General features: G+C 40.1%; 18 protein-coding genes. 3 read left to right on the forward strand and 15 right to left on the reverse strand.

All coding sequences use genetic code 11. The features are described 5' to 3' along the window. Window position 1 precedes the first annotated feature (1 nt). The 7 genes from BBI08_RS13215 to BBI08_RS13245 form a co-directional block, all read right to left on the reverse strand. Entirely contained in the window at window positions 2-511 is a 510-nt protein-coding gene (locus BBI08_RS13215) for a GNAT family N-acetyltransferase (RefSeq protein WP_040850577.1), read from the reverse strand. Beyond that, window positions 511-1,125, reverse strand: a complete 615-nt coding sequence (locus BBI08_RS13220) for a sugar transferase (RefSeq protein ID WP_008496964.1) — start codon at window positions 1,123-1,125, stop codon at window positions 511-513. The genes BBI08_RS13215 and BBI08_RS13220 overlap by 1 nt, the downstream gene beginning before the upstream one ends. A 15-nt stretch (window positions 1,126-1,140) precedes the next feature. Then, on the reverse strand, window positions 1,141-2,358 hold the full coding sequence (locus BBI08_RS13225) for a DegT/DnrJ/EryC1/StrS family aminotransferase (protein ID WP_008496963.1): 1,218 nt from the start codon (window positions 2,356-2,358) through the stop codon (window positions 1,141-1,143). A gap of 63 nt (window positions 2,359-2,421) precedes the next feature. Continuing rightward, window positions 2,422-4,257 carry a polysaccharide biosynthesis protein gene (locus BBI08_RS13230; RefSeq protein WP_065528202.1) on the reverse strand — a complete coding sequence of 612 codons (1,836 nt, stop codon included), beginning with the start codon at window positions 4,255-4,257 and terminating at the stop codon, window positions 2,422-2,424. 127 nt (window positions 4,258-4,384) lie between these two features. Beyond that, on the reverse strand, window positions 4,385-5,152 hold the full coding sequence (locus BBI08_RS13235; RefSeq protein WP_008496962.1) for a tyrosine-protein phosphatase: 768 nt from the start codon (window positions 5,150-5,152) through the stop codon (window positions 4,385-4,387). A 50-nt stretch (window positions 5,153-5,202) separates the two neighbouring features. Beyond that, window positions 5,203-5,904: a CpsD/CapB family tyrosine-protein kinase gene (locus tag BBI08_RS13240; RefSeq protein ID WP_008496961.1), complete on the reverse strand. Its 702-nt coding sequence runs from the start codon at window positions 5,902-5,904 to the stop codon at window positions 5,203-5,205. Window positions 5,905-5,907: 3 nt separating this feature from the next. Next, window positions 5,908-6,630, reverse strand: coding sequence for a YveK family protein (locus tag BBI08_RS13245; RefSeq protein WP_008496959.1), 723 nt, complete (start codon window positions 6,628-6,630; stop codon window positions 5,908-5,910). Between the two features lie 177 nt (window positions 6,631-6,807). Between BBI08_RS13245 and BBI08_RS13250 the strand changes: the two genes are divergently transcribed. Both BBI08_RS13250 and BBI08_RS13255 read left to right on the forward strand, forming a co-directional pair. Beyond that, window positions 6,808-7,596, forward strand: a complete 789-nt coding sequence (locus tag BBI08_RS13250) for an SGNH/GDSL hydrolase family protein (RefSeq protein WP_237146544.1) — start codon at window positions 6,808-6,810, stop codon at window positions 7,594-7,596. Window positions 7,597-7,611: 15 nt separating this feature from the next. Further along, complete coding sequence (locus BBI08_RS13255) at window positions 7,612-8,535, forward strand: LCP family glycopolymer transferase (RefSeq protein ID WP_065528203.1); 924 nt, start codon at window positions 7,612-7,614, stop codon at window positions 8,533-8,535. Window positions 8,536-9,753: 1,218 nt separating this feature from the next. Here BBI08_RS13255 and BBI08_RS13260 read toward each other — a convergent pair. From BBI08_RS13260 to BBI08_RS13280, 5 genes are all read right to left on the reverse strand, one after another. Further along, on the reverse strand, window positions 9,754-9,993 hold the full coding sequence (locus BBI08_RS13260; protein ID WP_065528204.1) for a hypothetical protein: 240 nt from the start codon (window positions 9,991-9,993) through the stop codon (window positions 9,754-9,756). A 199-nt stretch (window positions 9,994-10,192) separates the two neighbouring features. Next, on the reverse strand, window positions 10,193-11,353 hold the full coding sequence (locus BBI08_RS13265) for a glycosyltransferase (protein ID WP_008496956.1): 1,161 nt from the start codon (window positions 11,351-11,353) through the stop codon (window positions 10,193-10,195). 31 nt (window positions 11,354-11,384) lie between these two features. Then, the gene (locus BBI08_RS13270; RefSeq protein WP_008496955.1) at window positions 11,385-12,356 is read right to left on the reverse strand and encodes a GDP-mannose 4,6-dehydratase; all 972 of its coding nucleotides are present in this window, start codon (window positions 12,354-12,356) and stop codon (window positions 11,385-11,387) included. A gap of 784 nt (window positions 12,357-13,140) precedes the next feature. Continuing rightward, window positions 13,141-14,166, reverse strand: a complete 1,026-nt coding sequence (locus BBI08_RS13275; protein ID WP_008496954.1) for an acyltransferase — start codon at window positions 14,164-14,166, stop codon at window positions 13,141-13,143. 696 nt (window positions 14,167-14,862) lie between these two features. After that, window positions 14,863-15,822, reverse strand: a complete 960-nt coding sequence (locus BBI08_RS13280; protein ID WP_008496953.1) for a patatin-like phospholipase family protein — start codon at window positions 15,820-15,822, stop codon at window positions 14,863-14,865. Window positions 15,823-16,333: 511 nt separating this feature from the next. Here BBI08_RS13280 and BBI08_RS13285 point away from each other — a divergent pair. Further along, entirely contained in the window at window positions 16,334-17,074 is a 741-nt protein-coding gene (locus BBI08_RS13285; RefSeq protein WP_065528205.1) for a C40 family peptidase, read from the forward strand. Window positions 17,075-18,321: 1,247 nt separating this feature from the next. Here BBI08_RS13285 and BBI08_RS13290 read toward each other — a convergent pair. From BBI08_RS13290 to BBI08_RS13300, 3 genes are all read right to left on the reverse strand, one after another. Next, complete coding sequence (locus BBI08_RS13290) at window positions 18,322-19,476, reverse strand: S1C family serine protease (protein WP_008496951.1); 1,155 nt, start codon at window positions 19,474-19,476, stop codon at window positions 18,322-18,324. 86 nt (window positions 19,477-19,562) lie between these two features. After that, entirely contained in the window at window positions 19,563-20,594 is a 1,032-nt protein-coding gene (locus BBI08_RS17210) for a hypothetical protein (RefSeq protein WP_065528206.1), read from the reverse strand. Between the two features lie 56 nt (window positions 20,595-20,650). Then, on the reverse strand, window positions 20,651-21,298 hold the full coding sequence (locus BBI08_RS13300; RefSeq protein ID WP_008496949.1) for a hypothetical protein: 648 nt from the start codon (window positions 21,296-21,298) through the stop codon (window positions 20,651-20,653). Window positions 21,299-21,317 lie beyond the last annotated feature (19 nt).

Here is a 21,317-nt window from a genome sequence, read left to right on the forward strand (position 1 = left end):
ACTATCTCACCTTCCCCATCACTAATACATCGTGATAGCTACCATCTTTATACCAGTGTTTTTCAAGTGTTCCTTCTAATTTATAGCCACACTTTAAAAGCATATTTTTAGAATCAGAATTATATTCAAATAAATAGCCATATACGCGATTTACGTTTAGAACCTCAAAGCAAAAATCCAGTATAAGATTAAATGATTCTTGGCCAATTCCTTTACCTTGGCTGTCTTTTTCTCCAATATATATGTATGGATAGGTAGTTCTATTTAGTGGATCATAATCAGTATTTCCTACTATACCTATTATTTTTCCAGTCTCGATTATTTGTATTGCAAAGGTTTTATTGTATTTGTTTGTAGCTTTTGAATCGAACCAAACCTCATGCTCATTTCTTGTCACTGGAAATTTAGCACCAGTATAAATACGAATTTCTGGATCATTAATCCACTTTAGTGATAAATTCATAACTTCTTCATTTAATGCAATAAGTTGTACTCTACTACCGATTATCACTATTCAACACTTCCTTTATTTTTGTTACTGTTTACAAAAATATTTCTTTTCATTAATACCGTTATTGCAGTATAGTAAACAATTTTTAAATCTAGACCAAATCTTAGATTATCTACATAATAAACATCATTTTTAAATTTCTCTGTTGTATTGACCGAATTTCTATAGAAAGCTTGATTGAAACCTGTAATTCCTGGTCTAACTTCAAGTTTTCTGACTTCCTCTTTTGAATATATATTCATCGCTTCTGGTAAGTCAGGTCGGGGTCCAACAATACTCATATCTCCTTTAATTATATTTAGCAACTGAGGAGTTTCATCTATACTAGTCTTACGTATTAACTTTCCAATCCTAGTTAGTCTTGGGTCATTTTCAGAATTAAAAGTGGAGCCATCTTCATTTCTCAAATCTGGAGCATTTAACTTCATAGAACGAAACTTGTACATTTTAAACACTTTTCCATTTTTACCCAAGCGAGATGCATTGTAAAATATTGGTCCTCTGTCCAAAAAGTATAAAATTGGCCCAACAACTACTAGAATTAATAACCAAAAGGGTAAGGCTACTATTGATAATATTAAATCAAAAAATCTTTTTACAAACTTCTTATACATCGTTATCACCTTGCCTTAAATTTCTTTAATTATATTATCCATAGATTTTATTATATATACTACATCTTCATCTTCTAGCATAGTATGCAAAGGCAAAGTAATTTCATTCTGATACATATCATATGCATTAGGAAAATCTTTAATATCAAATCCTAAATCCTTATAAGCGTTCAACATCGGCAACGGCTTATAATGAACATTACATGAAATACCTAACTCGGCCATCTTGATAACAATTTCATTTCTCATATTTTCACTGATTCCTGGAATTCTTACTAAGTAAAGATGTCCAGATGAAGTATAATCTACACCAAAATGTGATAGAACTTCAACACCAATCCTTGAAAGTCCTTCATCGTACATTTCAATTACTTTTCTTCTTTTAGCCTTCAAGACTTCATATCTGCTTAATTGCACTAGGCCAATACTCGCCATAATATCCGTCATATTACATTTATAAGCCGGCATAATCACATCATATTCCCAAGAACCTTTTTGAGTTTTAGCCAATGCATCTTTTGATTGACCATGAAGTGATAGCAACATGTATTGTTTATATATCCACTCATCATCCAAACCCAGATCATTTCTCCATGTAACAGCTCCACCTTCAGCAGTTGTTAGATTTTTTACCGCATGAAAAGAAAAACAGGTGAAATCCGCTGCTCGCCCGCTGTTAAGACCTTTTCTTACGGCACCAAATGCATGAGCTGAATCAGCAAGCACAACAGGACGCCCAATTAATTTCTGGAGCGTATTGTTAGCTTTATAAATTTGATTTTTATTTTCTATAGCCTTAAAAATTGCAGTGTAGTCACACATAAGTCCCGCTATATCGACAGCAATAATTGCTTTAGTTCTTTCAGTTATAGCTGCTTCCATTTTAGAATAATCCATTTCATATGAGTTCGGTGCTACATCTACTAGAACGATTTTCGCTCCGACATGATGTATTACCGAAGCAGTTGCAGTGTAAGTATAAGCCGTAGTAATTACTTCATCACCTTCACCGATTCCTAATACTCGCAAGGTCATTTCCATGGCAGCAGTTGCAGAATTCAAACAGGCTGCTTTTGAAGTGCCGATATAATTTGCTAATCTTTTTTCGAACTCTTTAGTTTTAGGGCCTGTTGTAATCCATCCGGATTTTAAAGTATGAACTACCTCAGCAATTTCTTCGTCCGTAATATCTGGAGGAGAAAAAGGAATATCTCTCAATTTGTTTATAACCATTAAAATTACCTCACTTAGAATTTTTAATCGTAGACTTCTCTTTGATCTTATATTAAATGAAATTTATATGCTTTCTACTTTAATTTTTGGCATCTCAACATTCTTCCGATTAGCCAAAGTTACTAGTACATCTTTAACCTCATCATTCGGCATCTCAGGCAACTTCTCCAAAAGATAAGTCAACTCACCCTCACTAACAGGATTCGCCTTTCCAATATAAATCTTCGGAAACACTTGCTCCGTCTGAATTTCATTTTCATTCAATAACTCTTCAAACAACTTCTCTCCCGGACGAATACCAGAGAAATTAATGCCGATTTCGCCTTCTGCATAACCAGACAAACGGATTAAGTTCTGTGCGAGATCGACAATTTTAACAGGCTCTCCCATATCCAAAACAAACACTTCGCCACCTTCAGCTAATGTTCCAGCTTGAATGACTAAACGTGAAGCTTCTGGAATGGTCATGAAATAACGCGTCATGCGCGGATCTGTTACTGTAATCGGACCGCCTGCTGCGATTTGTTTTTTAAATAACGGAATCACCGAGCCACGTGACCCTAATACATTCCCAAAACGAACTGCTGCGAATTTTGTGTCGCTGCGCTTCGCTAAATTTTGGACAATCATTTCAGCAAAGCGTTTAGTTGCACCCATAACGTTTGGTGGATTTACCGCTTTATCTGTTGAGACCATAACAAAATTGCCGACACCGTTTATATGCGCTGCTTCTGCAACGTTTTTCGTACCATACACATTGTTTTTGACTGCTTCCATCGGATTGCCTTCCATTAAAGGCACGTGTTTATGCGCCGCAGCGTGGTAGACCACGTCCGGTTTGTAGATATTCATAATATCCATGATGCGTTCACGGTCTTGAACATCGGCAATGATGGGGATGATTTCGGTATCGGGTGCAATTTTTTGACGCAGCTCCATATCGATCAAGTAAATGGAGTTTTCACCATGGCCTAACAGCAATAGCTTTTTCGGTCCAAAGCGTGCGATTTGACGTGAAATTTCCGAGCCGATTGAGCCGCCCGCGCCTGTGACCAAGATGGTTTTACTCGTCAGCTGATTGGCGATTTTATTCATATCCAACTTAACTTCGTCACGCCCTAACAAGTCTTCAATTTTAACATCTTGAATGTCTGTCACCGATACTTTACCGGTCATAATGTCTTCAATAAGAGGTATGGTTTGCGTGCGGATGCCTGAGTCCATGCAGGTTTTGATCAGCTCGGCGGTTTCTTGCTTGCCGAGTGAGGGGATGGCGATGATGATGGTGTCGATCCGGTTGTCTTTGGCGATGTCGGCAATGTTTTGCGTATTGCCATGGACCACTCGAACGCCGTAAATGTCCAGGCCTTGCTTGTTTTTGTCGTCATCAACATACAGTGCCGGCAACAAACCGTTTTCGGGGTTGGCGAGCAATTGACGCGCCACTAAAGTTCCCGCTTTTCCCGCACCGACGATCAACGTGCGTTTCAGCTCTGAATCTTTGTGGCTTTTTTTGCTATCGCGCAGCAAGCGCCATGATAGGCGGGAGCCGCCGATTAAAATAAGGTGCAGCATCCACGTGATGATTAATGCACGGAACAGCACATCGCCTCTATATGCGTATTGCACGATACCAATAACAACGATTGACCACGTAACCGCCTTAAAAATAGACGTTAATTCTCCGATTGAGGCATATTCCCACACTTTGCGATACAAGCCGTAATACATGGCCAGGGCATGATGGGCGATAAAGATTGTCAGTGCACTCGCTAGGAGAAAATGATTTTGCATCAAATCGTTATATGGGTACAGCACATAATAGCCGACAAAAATAGAGAAAAAGACAATCAGGGAGTCGACGACTAATAATAGGGATACACGGTTTTTTAATGACATGAGGGTCACTCCTTTCGTTATCCAGTACTTTTGACTTGACTGGGCAAAAAATCTTCCCTCATTTTAACATACTAACAATTGGAAATGAAAGGATTTTTTAAACAAAATAATACTTTTTTGCTATTAATCAAGTAAAAATATTCCACCATTTGCCCTTTTGGATATCTTCTGGCTCTAATACGTGGAAATGTTCATCCAATATAATACGCTCGTTGTTTTCAAGGAAAATGTCGACCATGTCATGTCGATTCTTTTTCTCTAAATAATCGAGTCCTTCGTTAAAAAGGAAAGGTCGCTTGTCTATGCTATGAACATCAGAGCCGTACACATGGATTAAGTTCGCGTCAATCAAATTCATGGCTGTGCGTTGAATGGCTTTACCGAAACTACCAGCAATCGAACCAGCTGTCACTTGCGCCATCGCCCCGTGAAGCAACAACTTTTTCAAGCGTTCTGGTTTTTCAATAATCCCTTGGTTACGTTCTGCGTGCGCAATAATTGGCACATAGTTTTGAGTGATTAATTGCTGGATAATTGGTACCGTGTATGCCGGAATGCCAGAAGAAGGCAACTCTAATAGCACATAACGTGATCCCGCTAATGTTAAGGCTTCTTTTGCCGCTAGTTTCTCTGGTAATTTCTCACCTAAACGACATTCTTGGCCACTATAGATGGTAAGGGGAAGCTGTTCTTCTGCAATATAGCTATTTACGAGCTCTAATTGTCTGTTTAATGCTGCGAGGTTTGTTTTAAAGTTCGGATGAAAAGCGTGAGGTGTCGCAATGATTCCCGTTAATTGTTCCTCTACTGCTTTTTCTAATAGTCGTTTGGTTTGCTCCATCGTTTCTGCACCGTCGTCAAGTCCTGGCAAAATATGAGCGTGTGTGTCGATCATTGTTTCGTCCTCCTTTGGCGCTTGAAAAAAAGTAAAAAGGGCAAGCCTTTTTACTCTGTGTTTCCATAATATTGATAGTAATAGCTATCTTTTGGCAATTCGAAATTATTCAATACCGCACCGATTAAGCGGCTATTGGAAGATTCGATTGCTTCTTTTGCTTTTAATGCTTTGTCTTTTTCGGTATTTCCTGAGCTGACAACAAGAATCGTACCTTCGCATTTATTCGCTAAAATTTGGCCATCCGTTACAGATAAAACAGGTGGGGCATCAAAAATGATTAAGTCATACGTATTTTTAAGCTGTTCAATCAATGTGTCCATCGATTTTGAAGCCAGTAATTCTGCCGGATTTGGTGGGATCGGGCCGCATGTCATTAAGTCTAAACGATCTACAGCTGTCGCACGAATAACTTCTTGAATCGAACTTTGGCGCGTCAAGACACTTGATAAGCCAATCGTATTCCCCATACGGAATGTGTAATGAGTAGTCGGCTTGCGCATATCGCCATCTATTAATAAGACTTTTTTGCCTTCTTGTGCAAATACTACGGCTAAGTTTGCTGCCGTTGTTGACTTTCCTTCTGAAGGTGCTGCTGACGTGACAACCATTGTACGGATTTCAGAATCTGGTGATGAGAAATTGATATTCGTACGCAATGTACGGAATTGCTCGGTCACTACGGAGCGAGGTGTTGTAAATGCGATGAGTTTACGCGCAGTTTCCTGCAGGACTTTTTTCTTTCTCGCCATTTTCTATCCCGCCCTTCTCTTCGATGATGTGGTTTGCTCTAGTTTGGCTTCTTCTTTAATTGGAGAAATGACACCTAGTAAAGGAATGTCTAAGATTTCTTCGATATCTTGTTGGTCTTTAATCGTCGTATCTAAGTATTCCAATAAGAATGCGATTCCGACGCCAAGCATCATTCCAATGACAGCAGCAATTGCCATGTTTAACATCGGGTTTGGCGCTACGGGTGACGGATTCTCTTTTAATACAGCTGGAGACAAAATTGATACGTTATCGACATTCATTAAGTTTTGAATTTCGCTTTCAAATACTTTTGCTGTTGTATTAGCGATGTCTACTGCTAGTGCTGGATTAGCATCTTGTACTGTTACGTTTACCACTTGAGAGTTTTCAGCGGTATTTACAGTAATCATATTGTTTAATTGTTCCACAGACATATCAAGATCCAGTTGGTTAGCTACTTCATCTAAAATAGCGGGACTTTTGATGATAACTGAATATGTATTGATCAATTGAAGATCGGTTTGAATGTTTTGGTTTGTTAATTGGGCAGCTTCCGACTGTTCTTGGTTTACCAAGATTTGTGTGGAAGTCTGATACATTGGTGTCAGGACTAAGAACGATACTACGCCTGCGATAGTGATAGCTAAAATCGTCATAAGTGCGATTAACCCGGCCCGTTTTTTCAGGGTCTTAAAAAGGTCTTGTAAACTGATGGTTTCTTCCATTTAGTAATTATCTCCTTTTATTTCATATTCTTATCATTTTTAATCCATAAACAACATAAAATAGTATAGCATAGGAAAGAGTCAAAAGAACTTCCAATTTTAAAAAGTTTAGTAGGCTATTAGGATTATTTATGCTATCTTTATTTGTAAGTATAGGTGCTTTTTGAAAGGAGTATTATGATGAAAATGTATAAAATTGGCGCTGTCCTAGCTGTTATTATTTGTATTATTGCACTAGTTTTTAGCTATTTAACGTGGCAGGACAAGCTTGAAAATGTGATAGCTCCCGTAGAAGCTGTGAGTGCTGTGAGCGATGATCAGAAAAAGGACAAAACCAAAGAGGTAAAAAGTGACAAAAATGTGAAAATCAATGAACTTATCACTAATATGGGTGAACCCTTACAGAATTTGTTTGTTGAAAGAAATGAAAATGGTGAGCGTTTGAAGGTACTGATAGCGGGTTCTGCAGCTTTAGAATCAGGTGATCCTGGTTACGCAGAACGTCTAGAAGCTTCATTAGAGGAAGCGTATGCCGACTTTATCGAAGTAGACATTCTTTCTATAGAAGGCACTTCTGAATCTTTGCTTGATGTAGATCTTTCTTCAGGCTATGACGTAGTACTTCTTGAGCCAATGACTTTGATGAATAACGGCATTGTGGCGATTGAACAAGAACGTGAACATATTAACGAGTTTAGAGCTAAACTGACTGAACAAGTAGAAGATGCGGTATTGGTTCTCCACCCTTCTCAGCCGATATACGGTGCCGGTTATTATTTAGCGCAAATCGCCGCTCTTAAAGAATTTGCACAACTGTATGATTATGCTTATATTAATCATTGGACAGCTTGGCCAGATACAGACAATGAGGTCCTAAAAGATCACTTGACTGAAGATGGTCTTCCAAACAGCAAAGGCGCAGAATTATGGGCAGAAGAACTGGAAGCGTATTTTATCGCTAACTAAAAGGAGAATCCTAAGATGAGTCGAAAAGAAAAAAAGCTTAAAAAGAAGAAATGGCCATGGATCCTCGGAATACTCGGAGTTATCGTGATCGGTCTTGGGATTTACTTATTTACGATTTATAATAGTTTCACGAATACATTAGACGAAATTCACGAGCCGATTGAGCGTGAAGTCTCTGAGAAACGTACGATTGACCAAGAAGTTGTATTGAGCGAACAAGATCCATTTTCTGTATTATTGCTCGGTGTTGATGAGCGCGAAGACGATCGTGGACGTTCGGATACGATGGTTGTCATGACGGTAAACCCGGCTGATGAATCGACGAAGATGGTATCCATTCCGCGTGATACGTATACGGAGATTGTTGGACGCGGTACGACAGACAAGATTAACCATGCGTATGCATTTGGCGGTATTGAAATGTCGATGGCGACGGTTGAGAACTTGTTGGATATTCCAATTGACTATGTGTTGCAAGTGAACATGGAAGGCTTCCAAGATATTGTCGATGCAGTTGGCGGTGTGGAAGTGAATAACACGTTAGCTTTTGATGAGTTTAAAGAAGGCACAATCGAGTTGGATGGCGAAGAAGCTTTAGGGTATGTGCGTATGCGTAAACAAGATCCTGAAGGTGATTTTGGTCGTCAGAATCGCCAGAAGCAAGTGATTCAAGGGATTATGAAAAAAGGTGCATCGGTTAATAGTTTGTTGAATTATAAGAGTATTTTTACGGCATTGGGAGATAATGTGCGTACGAATATGACGTTTGATGAGATGATGGATGTGCAGTCGAATTACCGTGATGCGATTGGTACGGTTGATCAGTTGATGGTCGAGGATGGTACTGGCGAGACGATTAACGGGATTTGGTATTATATGATGAATGATGCGGAGCTGGCGGAGATTCAGTCGACGTTGAAGACGCATTTGAATATGTAAGATGGAGAGCATAGCCTGTGAGGGTTGTGCTTTTTTGTTTGGGTTTTAGAAACGCTTCGCTCGCTTTGGGCATGGCTTTCGCGATGAGCCGAGAAGAGCACTCGTCTCCCCGCTTCGCCTAGCCCTTGGCGCTCCTCAGCTTGGGGAGTTGGATTACTTAGCTGCTTGTGTGTTTTGTGGGAATAGGGGGGGCGGGTTCTTTAGTTGCTTCGCTCGCTTTGGGCGTGGCTTTCGCGATGAGCTGAGAAGAGCACTCGTCTCCCCGCTTCGCCTAGCCCTTGGCGCTCCTCAGCTTGGGGTTGTGGGTATGAAAAGTGCTTAAAATTTTGAGTGGTTAGTTGAATGAGTGGTTCTGAATCGCTCGGTACACCTTCGCTGGAGTGAATTTCCCACTTATAGATGAGTTCTTACATGAATTTTTGAACTCTTTACATGAACTTTTTTGTTCTTTACCCGGATTTCTGAACTTCTTACAAGGATTTGTTATCACGTGGTGTATTAAGTTCAACTCCCATTATGAGTGGCTAGTTATAAAAAGTGACACCCAGAAGAAAGAGCGCAAGTCGGCGACTCCAGCGGGAACAGCGCGAGCCGGAGCCACTGGACTGAGCAAAGCGAGGGAAGCGGCAGAGGCCGTGCCCGCGGAAAGCGTCCGTCTGAAGCGATTTCTTCATGACCTCCTTTCTACATCGCCTCGCTCGCTTTGGGCGTGGCTTTCGCGCTCCTCAGCTAGGGATTGTGGCAGCAAGTTTGTGAGGTTAAATAAATAAGTGGTTCTGGATCGCTCGGTACACCTTCGCTAAAGTGAATTTTCCTCTTATAGAAGAGTTCTTACCAGCAAATTTCGTAGTTATATGTGAAGTTTTTTTGCTTTTACATGAACTTTTATAGTCCTTACATGAACTTTTGAAGTCTTTACATGAACTTTTTTGTTCTTTACCCGAATTTTTGGCGCTCTTACAAGGATTTGTTATCACACTGTGTATTAAGTTCACCTCCCCCGATAATTAACTAGTTATAAAAGAGACACCTAGAAGAAAGAGCGAAAGTCGGCGACTCCTGCGGGGAAAGCACGAGCCGGAGCCACTGGACTGAGCAAAGCGAGGGAAGCGGCAGAGGTTGTGCCCGCGGAAAGCGTCCGACTGAAGCGATTTCTTCTTATTTTCACCCAAACAAAAACCTGCTCCAAGGTTCTATGAGCAGGTTTAATCGATTACTCTATTGGATGAGTTCGCTTCTTGAGAGGGAGATGGTTTTTTTTTTACTATTTGCGAATTTCAATCTTTTCAAATCGTATAGCTCCACAAAGTAAATGAATGCTTGTCTCGGAATACCAAGCTTTTTGGCACTAACAGATGGTCCTATATCCTCATTAACGTATAGGTCTTTTACCACCTCTACTATGGCTTTGTTATGTTGTTTCTCCACTTTTTCTTTATAAGAGTTATACTCTTCCATAAAGCATTCATCTCACTTTCATATGCATTTTACAGGTCTGACGTATCTCTTGTTATTGGTTATTCCCAGTATAATACTTTTTTACACAGAATACTAGTCTAAATTACACATTTATTTAGGCAATACCTTGTTAATTGATTTATAATCTATCACTATTTATATAGAGAAATTTTCATGAGTGAAATTACCTACTTTTTCTTCAGTGTAACCGGATTAAGAATTTATTGAATTCTGCTTCTTTGATAAAATTCTCCATCACGTGATTGCTTTCAAACTCATTTGCTTTCATGCGCTCTTTTTTGGAAATTTTGTTGTATTCTTCTTTGCTCGATAGCAGCTTCATAATTTGTTCTTCGACACTGAACAACTCGCTCTTATCTGAGAAAGAATCGCCACTTTCATACGGTGGCAATTGGTGAAGAAAGCCTTCTGTTAATCCGAAACGGTCGTTTACTTTGCCGACAATTCCCGGAATGCCACAGCCCGCTGCTTCGATAAGCGGAACGCCCATGCCTACAAAACAAAACGTGTTTTGCAATGCTGCTTTTTTATCGCTCGGTTTGAACTTACCGTGCATAAAGATATGATTACGTGCTGGGGAATTGGCAATCTTTTTACGCAAGCTATCTTCTCCTTGCCCTATCCCGTAAATGTGATACGTAAATTCCGGATCGATTTGGATTAACCTTTCCATAATATCGATCATGTAATAGTTATAAGTGCGAAAGTGTGCTAATTGACCGATAGAGACAATGCGTCGGGATTCAGAATTGCCTAGTGGACTCATCGCTGTGCAAAAATCCAACGGCAGTGGGAAAATCGCATTTCCTAATGGTTGTCCAATCGCATTTTCCGTTCTTTCTTTAATCGATGGATTCATGAACATCAGTTTTTGAGCAAATTTTGGATCGATTAACTTTAACGCTTTGACTGCTCCGCCTACCCCTTTTTGAGCATAGCTGTCTGGAGAGTATACTCCTGACAACCGTTTTCTTGCTGGCAATAAGTACGATAATAAGAACGACAACGGCCCAAATGAGTAAACCAAATCGAATTTCTGTTCGATGCGTCTGCTTAACATTTTAGTCGCAAGCCATAAGTTAATCGTTGGATCTCTCAAATCTTCATCCACGACAATCGTTACGCCTTTAAGCGATTCTAGTTCACGTAATAATGGTCCGCCGCTGCTATACAAGAACAATGTAACTTTATAGCCATTCGCACTGAACCATTTCACCATTTTCACGACTAACATTTCGATGCCGCCCGACTTCATGTTTTTATGAATCAGTGCAATCGATTGGATTGATTCTTTTGGTTTTTCAAAATCGAAAAATTCGGCATTTTTGAATGTGTTCATGCGCCCACCTCATCTACTGTTTTATCTTCTACTACTTTTTCAGAAAATCCTCAGTTTTGTTTTTATTGGAATACCAATTAAACGTGATGCGTAATCCTTTTTCGAATGGTGTAACTGGCGCAATCCCTGGCAATTTTTTATGTGGTGTTTTTTCTGATGAAAAAGCGCCCTTCTTTATAATATTGTATTTTTGATGTTCATAATTTCCCGGGAAATGAAGAGCACCCATCAGTGATATGATGCACCAAGCAAGTTCTCGGTCTGTCAATCGAGCATTATAACCTAGTTCGTACCGGCTTCCGGAATTTCCTAAGTGAAATACCGTATCAATCGCTTCGCATAGATCGCTAACAAACAGCCAATACCGGATATTTTCAGTTGACTCTTCAAAAACACCTAATTTACCTTTTAGCGCTTGTTCGATATACGTTGGGATCAATTCTCCCTCTTTTTGCATCGGTCCGAACACTTCCGGGCTTGCAGTCGTAATGACATTTAACCCGGTATTCTTATGGAACTCATAAATCATGTCATCCGCTCTTTTTTTACTGTCGCTGTATAACGTAGGTTTAAAAGAATCTGTTACCGAAATATGGTGGAAACATGATGCTGTGTATTTTTCTTTTGGCTGATGTGCTGATTCCATCCAAGCGTCTTGTGCCGCTTGCAATAAATTCATCGTACCGAGCACATTAGTTTGTTCGTAAAGTCGAATTTCCCCAACTTGTTCCTCGCTGCGTGTTTCTGCTGCAAAATGCATAATGTCAGTTATGTCGTAAAGCTCGAATAAATGATTGACCGCGTAAGCGTTTCGGATATCCACTCGGTGAAACGAATAACGAGATGCTTGATTGGGTCCAGAAGTAGTTTCTGAGCTAGCGGCTTCGGTATTGTAATCAATATTCACGAGTTTGTATTCCGGGTATTTGTTTAAGTAATAATGGATGAGATTAGACCCGATAAATCCGTGCCCTCCGGTAACAAGTATGGTTTTAGCATTCAAAGCCGTTCACCTCTCTTGCGTCATTATTAAATCCAGTGGTTCCTGAGTACTTTAGCTTACTGACATCAAACTTTAGTGCCAATCATAATTACTAGGTTATGTCATTCGAGTTAAATCTAGGTTAAAAGTTTTAGTTTTCTAAATATTTAATTATTATAACCCATTAATAGATACTTTGCATTATAAAACCAAAAAAACATTAGACAATAGTTGTGTTTTCCTTTTAAATAGTTAGGATTATTTAATAAAATGGAAATTATTTGATAAATTTTTACTTTTTTAGGTGTTCTCTTTTTCTTCTGTATCACTTTTTAGGTCTTTACAATCACTCTTTTTTACTGATTTTTAAATTTTTTTATTTAACCAACTAAAAAAAGCCCGTCTCCTATTAGAAGATGGGCTCAGCTTTTGGACAAAAGAATATTACAATATTTCACTGTATTTAGATAGGATTTCTTCGCACTAAGCAGACGCTTTGAGCCTACAAGATATGAGTGATGCAACTGGCACCACAATATCCTGTTGCGGTGCCAGTTGTCAAGAACGGCCAAATGAGTTTCCTCATCGCAAGCTCCTGCGCTATCTAATTACTCCATTCTTCCACAGGAAAGTCAGTGAGCGAAGGAACCTCGGACAGTGGCTTTAGCTTAGCGATGCAGGAGCATGGGTTTTCAGCGACGAGGGTGCCCCTCACAACCAGTACAGCTGGAAAATATACACCGTTATTCGTTCTAGTTAGGCTTTTCTAAACTCTGAACCAGTTTTCTGTTGAGAAGCTTTTTTTCTATGGGATTAATCGTTTCATAATCGGTAGTTTTTGCATGACTAAAATAATACCGAAGGAAATACTGAAAATGATGATCCATACAAGCGGCACACTAATAATCGGATTAAGGGTGGTTTCATTGAGTCCAAAAAACTTATTTAAATAAATTTGGATAATCGGATGGATAATGTAAATGCCGAATGTTGCGGTACTTATACGTGTAACCAATGCGTTTGATTTAATCTTATTCGCCATGTGTTGAAAGCCAATAAAAATGAATAATGTAATCAGTAAGTTATTTGGTCGGTAATGTTCGTAGAAAAACTCATCGAACTCGCCTACTGGTTGACCAATATTTAAATAATATGTGCCCCAGACAGTCAAGATGTAACTAATAAGTGCCAGTATGCCAAGTGTCGGCAAGTATTTTTTCGGTACGGGATATAAAACGAGATATGCACCAAGTAAAAAGTAACCGATGTACGGTTCGAATAGTCCTGCCGAGAAAGCGACTTCGAAATCGAAGAATTTTGGTAGGAATGGTAAGAAACTTGAGAAGATAACCCAAAACAGTAACAACGCTTGGAAAGTTTTTTTGTCCATATGCTGAACGAGTAATTTCAAGAATGGCGTCATGATGTACAGACCAGTGATGGTGTAAAGAAACCATAAGTGGTAATAAATATCATCCGTTAGGAATTGAACGATAATTTCATAAACAGTGTAGGATTCTTCCAGCTCAAATATATTGTACAGGGTGTAAATAATGCTCCAGAAGATTAGCGGAATGACGATTTTTGATAAGCGTTTTTTGAGAAATTCTGAAACGCTTTCTTCTTTTCCACGCGTCAATAGCAATGCACCACTTAGCATGAAAAATACTGGAACGCACCAGCGTAAGCCGGCATCAAAGATGTTGGCAAAATGCCAAATCCAATCATCGGTTGTCGTGCTATTGATAATTTTTGATACTACATGGATGCCGACAACGACGAATATCGATATCGCACGCAACCAATCCATATAATCGTATCTTCTAGTCATGGGGGTGTCTCCTTTAAGTTATGTTTCTTTTGATTGTGCGATGAGTATTAATAGAATGATTGCTTTGTGTCCTTACTTTTCTCAGCAAGGGAATTCATATTATATAGAAGAAAGATGTTATCTTTTCCAGCTTGTAGACAAAAGAATAGTAATTCATTGTTTTGTATTTATATAGGATCCTCCGCATCAAACGGACGCTTTCCGCGGACGAAGCTAGCGTAGCTATGCAGTAGCACATTTTTGCCCTTCGCCGCCCCGCGTGCTTTCTTCTTAGTGTGTGGTGAATGTTGTAGTTTAAATGCATCAAGTTCGTTTTCTTACGGCTACATTATATAGAAGGAAAATTTAAAACGTGCGAAGGGTTATTGCAGCTTGTAGACAAAAGAGGTATTGGGAACAGTTTGTTCCAGCCCCTCTTCTTTTGACTTCTTTATTCATAAAAAAATCTCAATATTATTTACCACACCTATTTGTCACAGACGTTAGCGATGGCGAGTCCACGGGGTAGACGAAGCAAGAAGACAGGTGGTTTTCCTGGCTTCTTTCGGGAGTCATCCCCAAAGCGACCAGCGCGGTTTTATGGCTTTGCAAACTGCCCAAGTGGAATTTAACTGTAGTCTCTGGGTTTATTTTATTCGCTTTCTTATTTTAGCTTGTTCATGTGATTAGAACCACTACAAATTGATTGCAATTGTGTTACTCGACTAATTGTTTGCAGAGCTTCTGAATTTCTTCGCGGCGTGTGTCGAGTAATTCTTGGCCGAGTTTGATGAGTGCGTTGATGTTTTGTGCTGAGCCGTCGTCTAGTTTTTCGGTGCCGGGTTGGATCAATTCAATTTGGAAGCGGTAATAGCGTTGGCTTTCTTCTCGGTTTGGTAGCACAAATTTTAGTTGGTAGTCGACAACGTCTGAGCTGCCGTCGGATAAGACATACCATAAAGGTTTGGCCCAACTAAGCAGTCCCCATGTTCTGTATTTCTCGAATTGAATGGTGAGCTGCGGGTTGCCGGTTCCGAGCGAGACGATTAATAATTCTTCGTCTGGAAAAAGTTCTTTTGCTTCGGCATACGCGCACATCGCTGGATTGTTGGCAAATACGCCGCCATCGATAAAGCTAGCGCCTGGGTATTCTTTTATTTTTTTGGGAGTGAAATAAGTGGGTGCTGCAGAGGCAGCACGTGCGACGTCTGTCATCTTCACGTCGCGTTCGATTTTTTTCGTGTGAATGTCGCGACTTTTGAAAAAAGCAGTAAAGCGTCCATGGAGTTCGTAGCTAGGCACAACGACATCTGCGATTGCTTCCGAGAGCATTGTCGGGCCAAAATATTTTTTGAGTGCTTTTTCAAGTGCACGAGCTTGATAACGGCTTGTGAAAATGCCGCGGGTGATTTTGAAAAATAAGGATTTATCGAAGATTTCGTGTGATTCGTCTTTGTAAAAGCCTAAAAACTGTGCAGCTGTGTAGCGAGGCTTCGTATGATTTTGCGGATCTGGCGCAACCAGTCCGAGTGCTAAAATGCCTCCCGTTGATGCCCCGACGACCAAATCAAATAGCTCCGAAACCGGCTTTCCACTTTGTGCTTCTAGTTCTGCAAGCAGCATCGCTGGAATAATCCCTCGCACGCCGCCCCCGTCTATCGATAAAACCTTTTTCATTTTCACACCTCTTTTTGAATGTTCAGACTTTAATTCATTGTAAGAAGTTGGGGTCTACTTGTCAAAATTCATTCGCAAATCATTATTGTAATCTCATTAGTTACGCAATTGAGATATTAATCTATTCTATTTAGCAATTTATCGACAAATAGATTTACCTGATAGTCTGTCCACACCCTTTTTCATATTTTTTTGATTTTGTATAGGCCACGTATAGCTGTAATACTTTTTAATTATGGTTTTATTAACCATTTAATTGTAATAAAAATCCCGATTTTTCTGTTTAAACGTGAATTTTTTTAAAATAAACATATTTCCCATATTTTTTCTGTTTATAAATGCTTGGTATGACTGGGTTTTGGAGCCGCCTTTTATTTGTTATATAACTGTAATATAACTGCAATTAAATTGACGTTGTTTTTAAGTTGTTCTGTCTATATAGTAAATGACAGAGCAAAATATTATTAATTCATATACTTGAATAATGAAAAACTTGGAGGAACCAACAACAATGAAAAAGATATTCTTCACGCTACTTACAGCAGGATCATTGCTATTTGCTAACTCAGTCACTGACGCCCAGGCCGCTCAACCCGTTCAAAACGAAATTTCTACTTCTCAAGAATCTACAGTTTCAACTATAGAGCAAGTTGCTGCAAGCAAAGCAACTGCCAAATCAGGTACATTTAAAACCAAATACACTTCAAATGTTCGCGCGGATGCGGGAACAAAAAACAAAGTTATCACAGTTGCTAAAAAAGGGTCAATTGCTACAGCGACTCACCAAAAGAAAGTCGGCAAATCAACTTGGTACAAAGTAAAAGTCAACGGCAAGTCTGGTTGGATTTTAAGCACATTGTTAACTTCTACAACGGTTAAGAAAGCTTCCGTTTCAACTTCTTCTTCTGCAGTCGTTTCAGAAGCATTGGCATTGAAAGGCATTCCTTACAAATTTGGTGGCACGACGACTGCTGGGTTTGATTGCAGCGGATTTATCCAATATGCGTTTAAACAAGCCGGTAAGAGTGTTTCACGTTCGACGTTAACGCAATATGCGGAGAGCTACACTGTTAGCACTCCACAGCCAGGAGATTTGGTTTTCTTTGCTAATACGTACCGCGCTGGGATCTCACACGTTGGGATTTACATCGGTAACAACCAGTTCGTGCATTCAGGCGGAGCGAAAGCTGAAGTTAAGAGCATGAATGATCCATACTGGGGCAAGAAATTCCACAGCTTCAAACGTTTCTAATTCTATACGGAATTCCAAAAGGGTGACCCGAAAGTCTGCTAATAGCAGGTTTTTGCTGGTCCCCTTTTTTATTTTTCGGGGGGAGAATTCGCTACAGATGGGCGCTTTCCCGCGGGAGTCGCCATCTTCCGCTTTTTCTTAGGTTTCTTCGCATAGTATCGAAATAGAATTCAATTCTAACTTTTGTATCAATAGTAGGAATTGGTACGTAGCTATTTGTACTATCGCGTTTCGCTTGCGAAACGCTGGCATCTATTGTGAGTTGGGTTTGGGAGCTTTTATGCGAACTTTTTTGGCTGTTACATGAACTTTTTAACCTGTTACCTGAACTTTCGAGGTCTTTACATGACTTTTCGGACGCTTTACATGAATGCGGTCCTCTTACACTAACTTTGACGCGTTTTACATGAACTTTTTCTCTCTTTACATGAACTTTTGACGTCTTTATCCGACTTTTCCAGCTCTTTATATGAACTCCAAAATCCTCAACAAGCGCACCACTTTCCTAAATCTCCATTTGGTTAATCAAAAGTTCAAAAAACTGATTGGAAACTGTTCGCGTGGCGAACAGCTTAATATAATAGCTGCCGCATTTTACCCATTCCACTTCACAGATAAGATGTGACGATTCATGAAATACCTGTATAAAAGGAGCATGCTTTTGTAAAAACGTTGAGCTTTAAGATGCCCTACTCTTTCTATCTCATTAAACAACTACCCAGCCGAGGAGCGCCACGGGCTAGGCGAAGCAAGAAGACGAGTGCTCTTCTCGGCTTCTTGCGAAAGTCATGCCCAAAGCGAGCGAAGGCGACTCTAGAACCTGCACTTACTCCTCCCATATAAAAAATATATTCATCAACTATCATCCGAACCTAGTCGAGCTATGCCCAAAGCGTCCGAAGGCGACTTCTAAAACTTTACACTACCTACTACTCAAAAACAGTAGCTCTTTGTATATTAACCAACTACCCAGCCGAGGAGCGCCACGGGCTAGACGAAGCGAGCGAAGGCGACTTCTAGAACTTCACACTACCTACTAAAAAAGTAGCTCTTTCTCTAACAACCAACTACCCAGCCGAGGCGCGTCCACGGGCTAGGCGAAGCGATAAGACGAGTGCTCTTCTCGGCTTATCGCGGGAGCCATGCCCAAAGCGGCCGAAGGCGACTTCTAAAACTCCTCAAAATCTATCACCACCCTCCTATACTTCTAAACACATAAAAAAGCAGACTCTCTAAGAGCCTGCTCCTCACTGATTCACAATACCCTCTATCTGATAATCTCCGTACTCATCAATCACAACTGTGTATATTCCCTCGTGCGAAATGGTAGACGACTTGTCGCTCGCTTTGTCGTGATACGTAAACTCCGCTTCTGCTTCGACCAATGCGCTGTCGCCTTCGATTTCGATAGCGGTGATAGTCGGCTCGACAATGTCGTAAATACGATTCGGTTCACTGTATTCTTCAATTAGCCCGGTCGCTTGTTGTTCGGCGTCACTGCCTGGGAAAATGTAAGACAAGTAAAAGCTCGATTCGCTATCGTTCAGCGAATACGGCAATAGCTCGTAATACGATGAGATAAAGCTTTCGAGTAGATCGTCGGCGAAGTACGCATCTTTGACGTCTTGTAGGACAATTTCCTGCTCTTCGGGTGCGATTGGGTTGTTGATCCATTCTGTTAACTGATCCCATACGGTGTAGATTGGGATCGCGTAGCCGGATTCTGGGTTTTCTTCGATAATGATGGAGTTGATGCCCAGTATTTTTCCGGTGTCGGCTGCGATTAATGGTCCCCCACTCGAACCTTGTGCAATTTCTGCGCTCATTTCGTATAGATTGGTGTATTCAAATTGATCGGAGAAATCAAGGTCGGTATCGGTGACTTCGCCTGTCGTAGCCGTGTTGCTTTGGTCGTTCGGACTGCCGATGGCGACGACGGGTGTGCCAATATCGACGGGTTCCATTTCAATTTCGAGTGGTTCTTTTCCCGCTAGTTCGTCGACGCGGACGATGGCCAAATCTTGTGTTTCAGACTTGCCGATAATGTTGCCGTTAAATTCCTGACCGTCACTGTTTTTGACGGTGATGTACGAGGCGTCCAACACTACGTGGCCATTAGTTAATATGTCTCCTTGGTTGTTGATGAGAAAGCCTGATCCTTGTTCGAGGTCGGTGTACAGCGTGTAGACATGTGTTTTGGCATTAGCAATCATTGATGCGAGTTCGGTTTCCGCTTCTGGGGTGTTACTTTCGGTTTGTTGCTGAGCGGATAAGGATGGCTCTGGTAAATCTGGTTTCATCATTACATAAATGCCCAATGCCATTACGAGTACCAGCGCTACTGATAAAGCGGCGATGATTTGATTGGTTTTTTTGATTTCTTTAGATGTTTTTCGTGTCATTTCAAATCAGCTCACTTTTTTCGTTGTTGATTTTATTATAGACGGTTTGTGTGGGCAATGGTTCGATTTATTTCGCTGGTCTGTTGTTAATCGTAAAACAAGTCATCAATCAGTTCTTGGGTTGAGGCATAGTTTTGACGTTCATCAAGTGAAAAGTTCATCCCTCGCCCTTCTGCATCTCGCATTGATAAATTAACGGTTGTTAACGGCGGCTCGATGTTGTCAAAAAAAGCAAAGATGGCGTCAAAATCCGCCGCTAAATTAGGGTTTTGTTTGCTGAGTTGACCTGACTCAAAAAAAAGATAGGCGTATAGATCCGTGCAATTTCCTTGTTTATCGACCGCATTGCAATAAAGCCATTTTTCTTCTTCGCTATCGAGACGAAATTCAAAGTGTTCTGTTTGTGCTTGAGTAGCTGCGTCTTCCAATTCGTCTTGCATCTGTTGGCTTATCGTTACTAAGTCGCCTCGTCTTGTGTTCTCAATATACGCTCTGATTTCTGCTAAACTTCGATTATCGCCTATTTCACGGAAGTCTAGTGGAATTCCATATTTCCGGTTTTTATCCACAATATAAATAATATGAACATCGATCTTGTGTTTTTCTTGGAAATCGACAAGTTTTTTCGCTTGCTCGATCTCAGACTGCTCAATGGTGCTAAGGTCGCTTTTTGTTTCGAGTGCTACCCAACGACGTGCGTCTTGTGTCCGTAGGTCTTTAATAACATGATCGACAAATATTCCATCAGAAGGCCTCGTATACCCGAGCTGTTCTAACTCAGGCAATAGCTCTTCCATTTGTTTTTTTAATTGAACATATGCCAATTGCATTTTGTAATCATCGCGGTAAATCGTAGCGTATTTTTCAATGTCTCTAGTAACGGTAAAAATGACATCCTTTTGTTCTTTAAAAGCCATTTGATAGCTATGTCCTTCTGTCATACTGGGATTTGTTTCGCTAATAATATCAACGTCCATGCCATATTTTTCTTCAATAAACTCTTTAGTATCATTGTCTTCCACGTAATCATCCATCATATAATTAACGACCCACCACACAATGACGCCACCTATTAAGACAACAGGGATTGCGAGTACAAGCAGGAGATTCTTATTCATCCAGTTTCACTCCTTTTTATCCTATTATACCCATTAGAAAAGCAGGTTGTTCGAGTTTACTGGCCCCTGATGTACGTATCAACTTCCGCTAAACTTCGATTGTCGCCTAATTCGCGAAGGTCTATCAAAATTCCGTGTATGCCATCTTTATCGGTGATAAAAAACTTTTGGAAATCCAGATTGTGTTTTTCTTGAAGATCAAGAAATTTTTTCACTGTTTCAATTTCGGACGTTTCAATGGTGTCTAGTTGGCTATCTGTTTCTAGAATCACCCATCGAACTGAGTCTTGTGTTCGGAAGTCTTTTACAACGTGGTCGACGAAATCGCCATTCGCTGGTTTTGTATATCCGAGCTCTTCTAATTCAGGCAATAGTTCTTCCATTTGTTCTTTTAATTCATAAAATGCCAATTGCATTTTGTAATCATCTCGGTAAATGGTAGCGTAATTTTCGGTATCTACCGTGACCGTAAAAACAACATCTTTTTGTTCTTCAAAAGCCATTTGGTAACTATGCCCCTCTGTCATACTGGCATTTGTTTCACTAATAATATCAACTTCCATGTCATACTTTTCTTCAATAAATTCTTTTATCTTATGGTCTTCTATTTTATCATCAATTATCCGATTAACGAGCCACCACATTACGACTCCACTGATTAATATAAAAGGTATCATCATGACGATTAGGAAATTCTTTTTCACCCAGTATCACCCCTTTTTA

The sequence above is a fragment of the Planococcus halocryophilus genome (assembly GCF_001687585.2).
Taxonomy (GTDB): domain Bacteria; phylum Bacillota; class Bacilli; order Bacillales_A; family Planococcaceae; genus Planococcus; species Planococcus halocryophilus.

Excerpts from the sequence above, each read along its gene's own strand:
- BBI08_RS13220 (WP_008496964.1), bottom strand. The coding sequence starts at position 1,125 with ATGTATAAGAAGTTTGTAAAAAGATTTTTTGATTTAATATTATCAATA.
- BBI08_RS13225 (WP_008496963.1), bottom strand. The coding sequence starts at position 2,358 with ATGGTTATAAACAAATTGAGAGATATTCCTTTTTCTCCTCCAGATATT.
- BBI08_RS13230 (WP_065528202.1), bottom strand. The coding sequence starts at position 4,257 with ATGTCATTAAAAAACCGTGTATCCCTATTATTAGTCGTCGACTCCCTG.
- BBI08_RS13235 (WP_008496962.1), bottom strand. The coding sequence starts at position 5,152 with ATGATCGACACACACGCTCATATTTTGCCAGGACTTGACGACGGTGCA.
- BBI08_RS13240 (WP_008496961.1), bottom strand. The coding sequence starts at position 5,904 with ATGGCGAGAAAGAAAAAAGTCCTGCAGGAAACTGCGCGTAAACTCATC.
- BBI08_RS13245 (WP_008496959.1), bottom strand. The coding sequence starts at position 6,630 with ATGGAAGAAACCATCAGTTTACAAGACCTTTTTAAGACCCTGAAAAAA.
- BBI08_RS13250 (WP_237146544.1), top strand. The coding sequence starts at position 6,808 with ATGATGAAAATGTATAAAATTGGCGCTGTCCTAGCTGTTATTATTTGT.
- BBI08_RS13255 (WP_065528203.1), top strand. The coding sequence starts at position 7,612 with ATGAGTCGAAAAGAAAAAAAGCTTAAAAAGAAGAAATGGCCATGGATC.
- BBI08_RS13260 (WP_065528204.1), bottom strand. The coding sequence starts at position 9,993 with ATGGAAGAGTATAACTCTTATAAAGAAAAAGTGGAGAAACAACATAAC.
- BBI08_RS13265 (WP_008496956.1), bottom strand. The coding sequence starts at position 11,353 with ATGAACACATTCAAAAATGCCGAATTTTTCGATTTTGAAAAACCAAAA.
- BBI08_RS13275 (WP_008496954.1), bottom strand. The coding sequence starts at position 14,166 with ATGACTAGAAGATACGATTATATGGATTGGTTGCGTGCGATATCGATA.
- BBI08_RS13280 (WP_008496953.1), bottom strand. The coding sequence starts at position 15,822 with ATGAAAAAGGTTTTATCGATAGACGGGGGCGGCGTGCGAGGGATTATT.
- BBI08_RS13285 (WP_065528205.1), top strand. The coding sequence starts at position 16,334 with ATGAAAAAGATATTCTTCACGCTACTTACAGCAGGATCATTGCTATTT.
- BBI08_RS13290 (WP_008496951.1), bottom strand. The coding sequence starts at position 19,476 with ATGACACGAAAAACATCTAAAGAAATCAAAAAAACCAATCAAATCATC.
- BBI08_RS17210 (WP_065528206.1), bottom strand. The coding sequence starts at position 20,594 with ATGAATAAGAATCTCCTGCTTGTACTCGCAATCCCTGTTGTCTTAATA.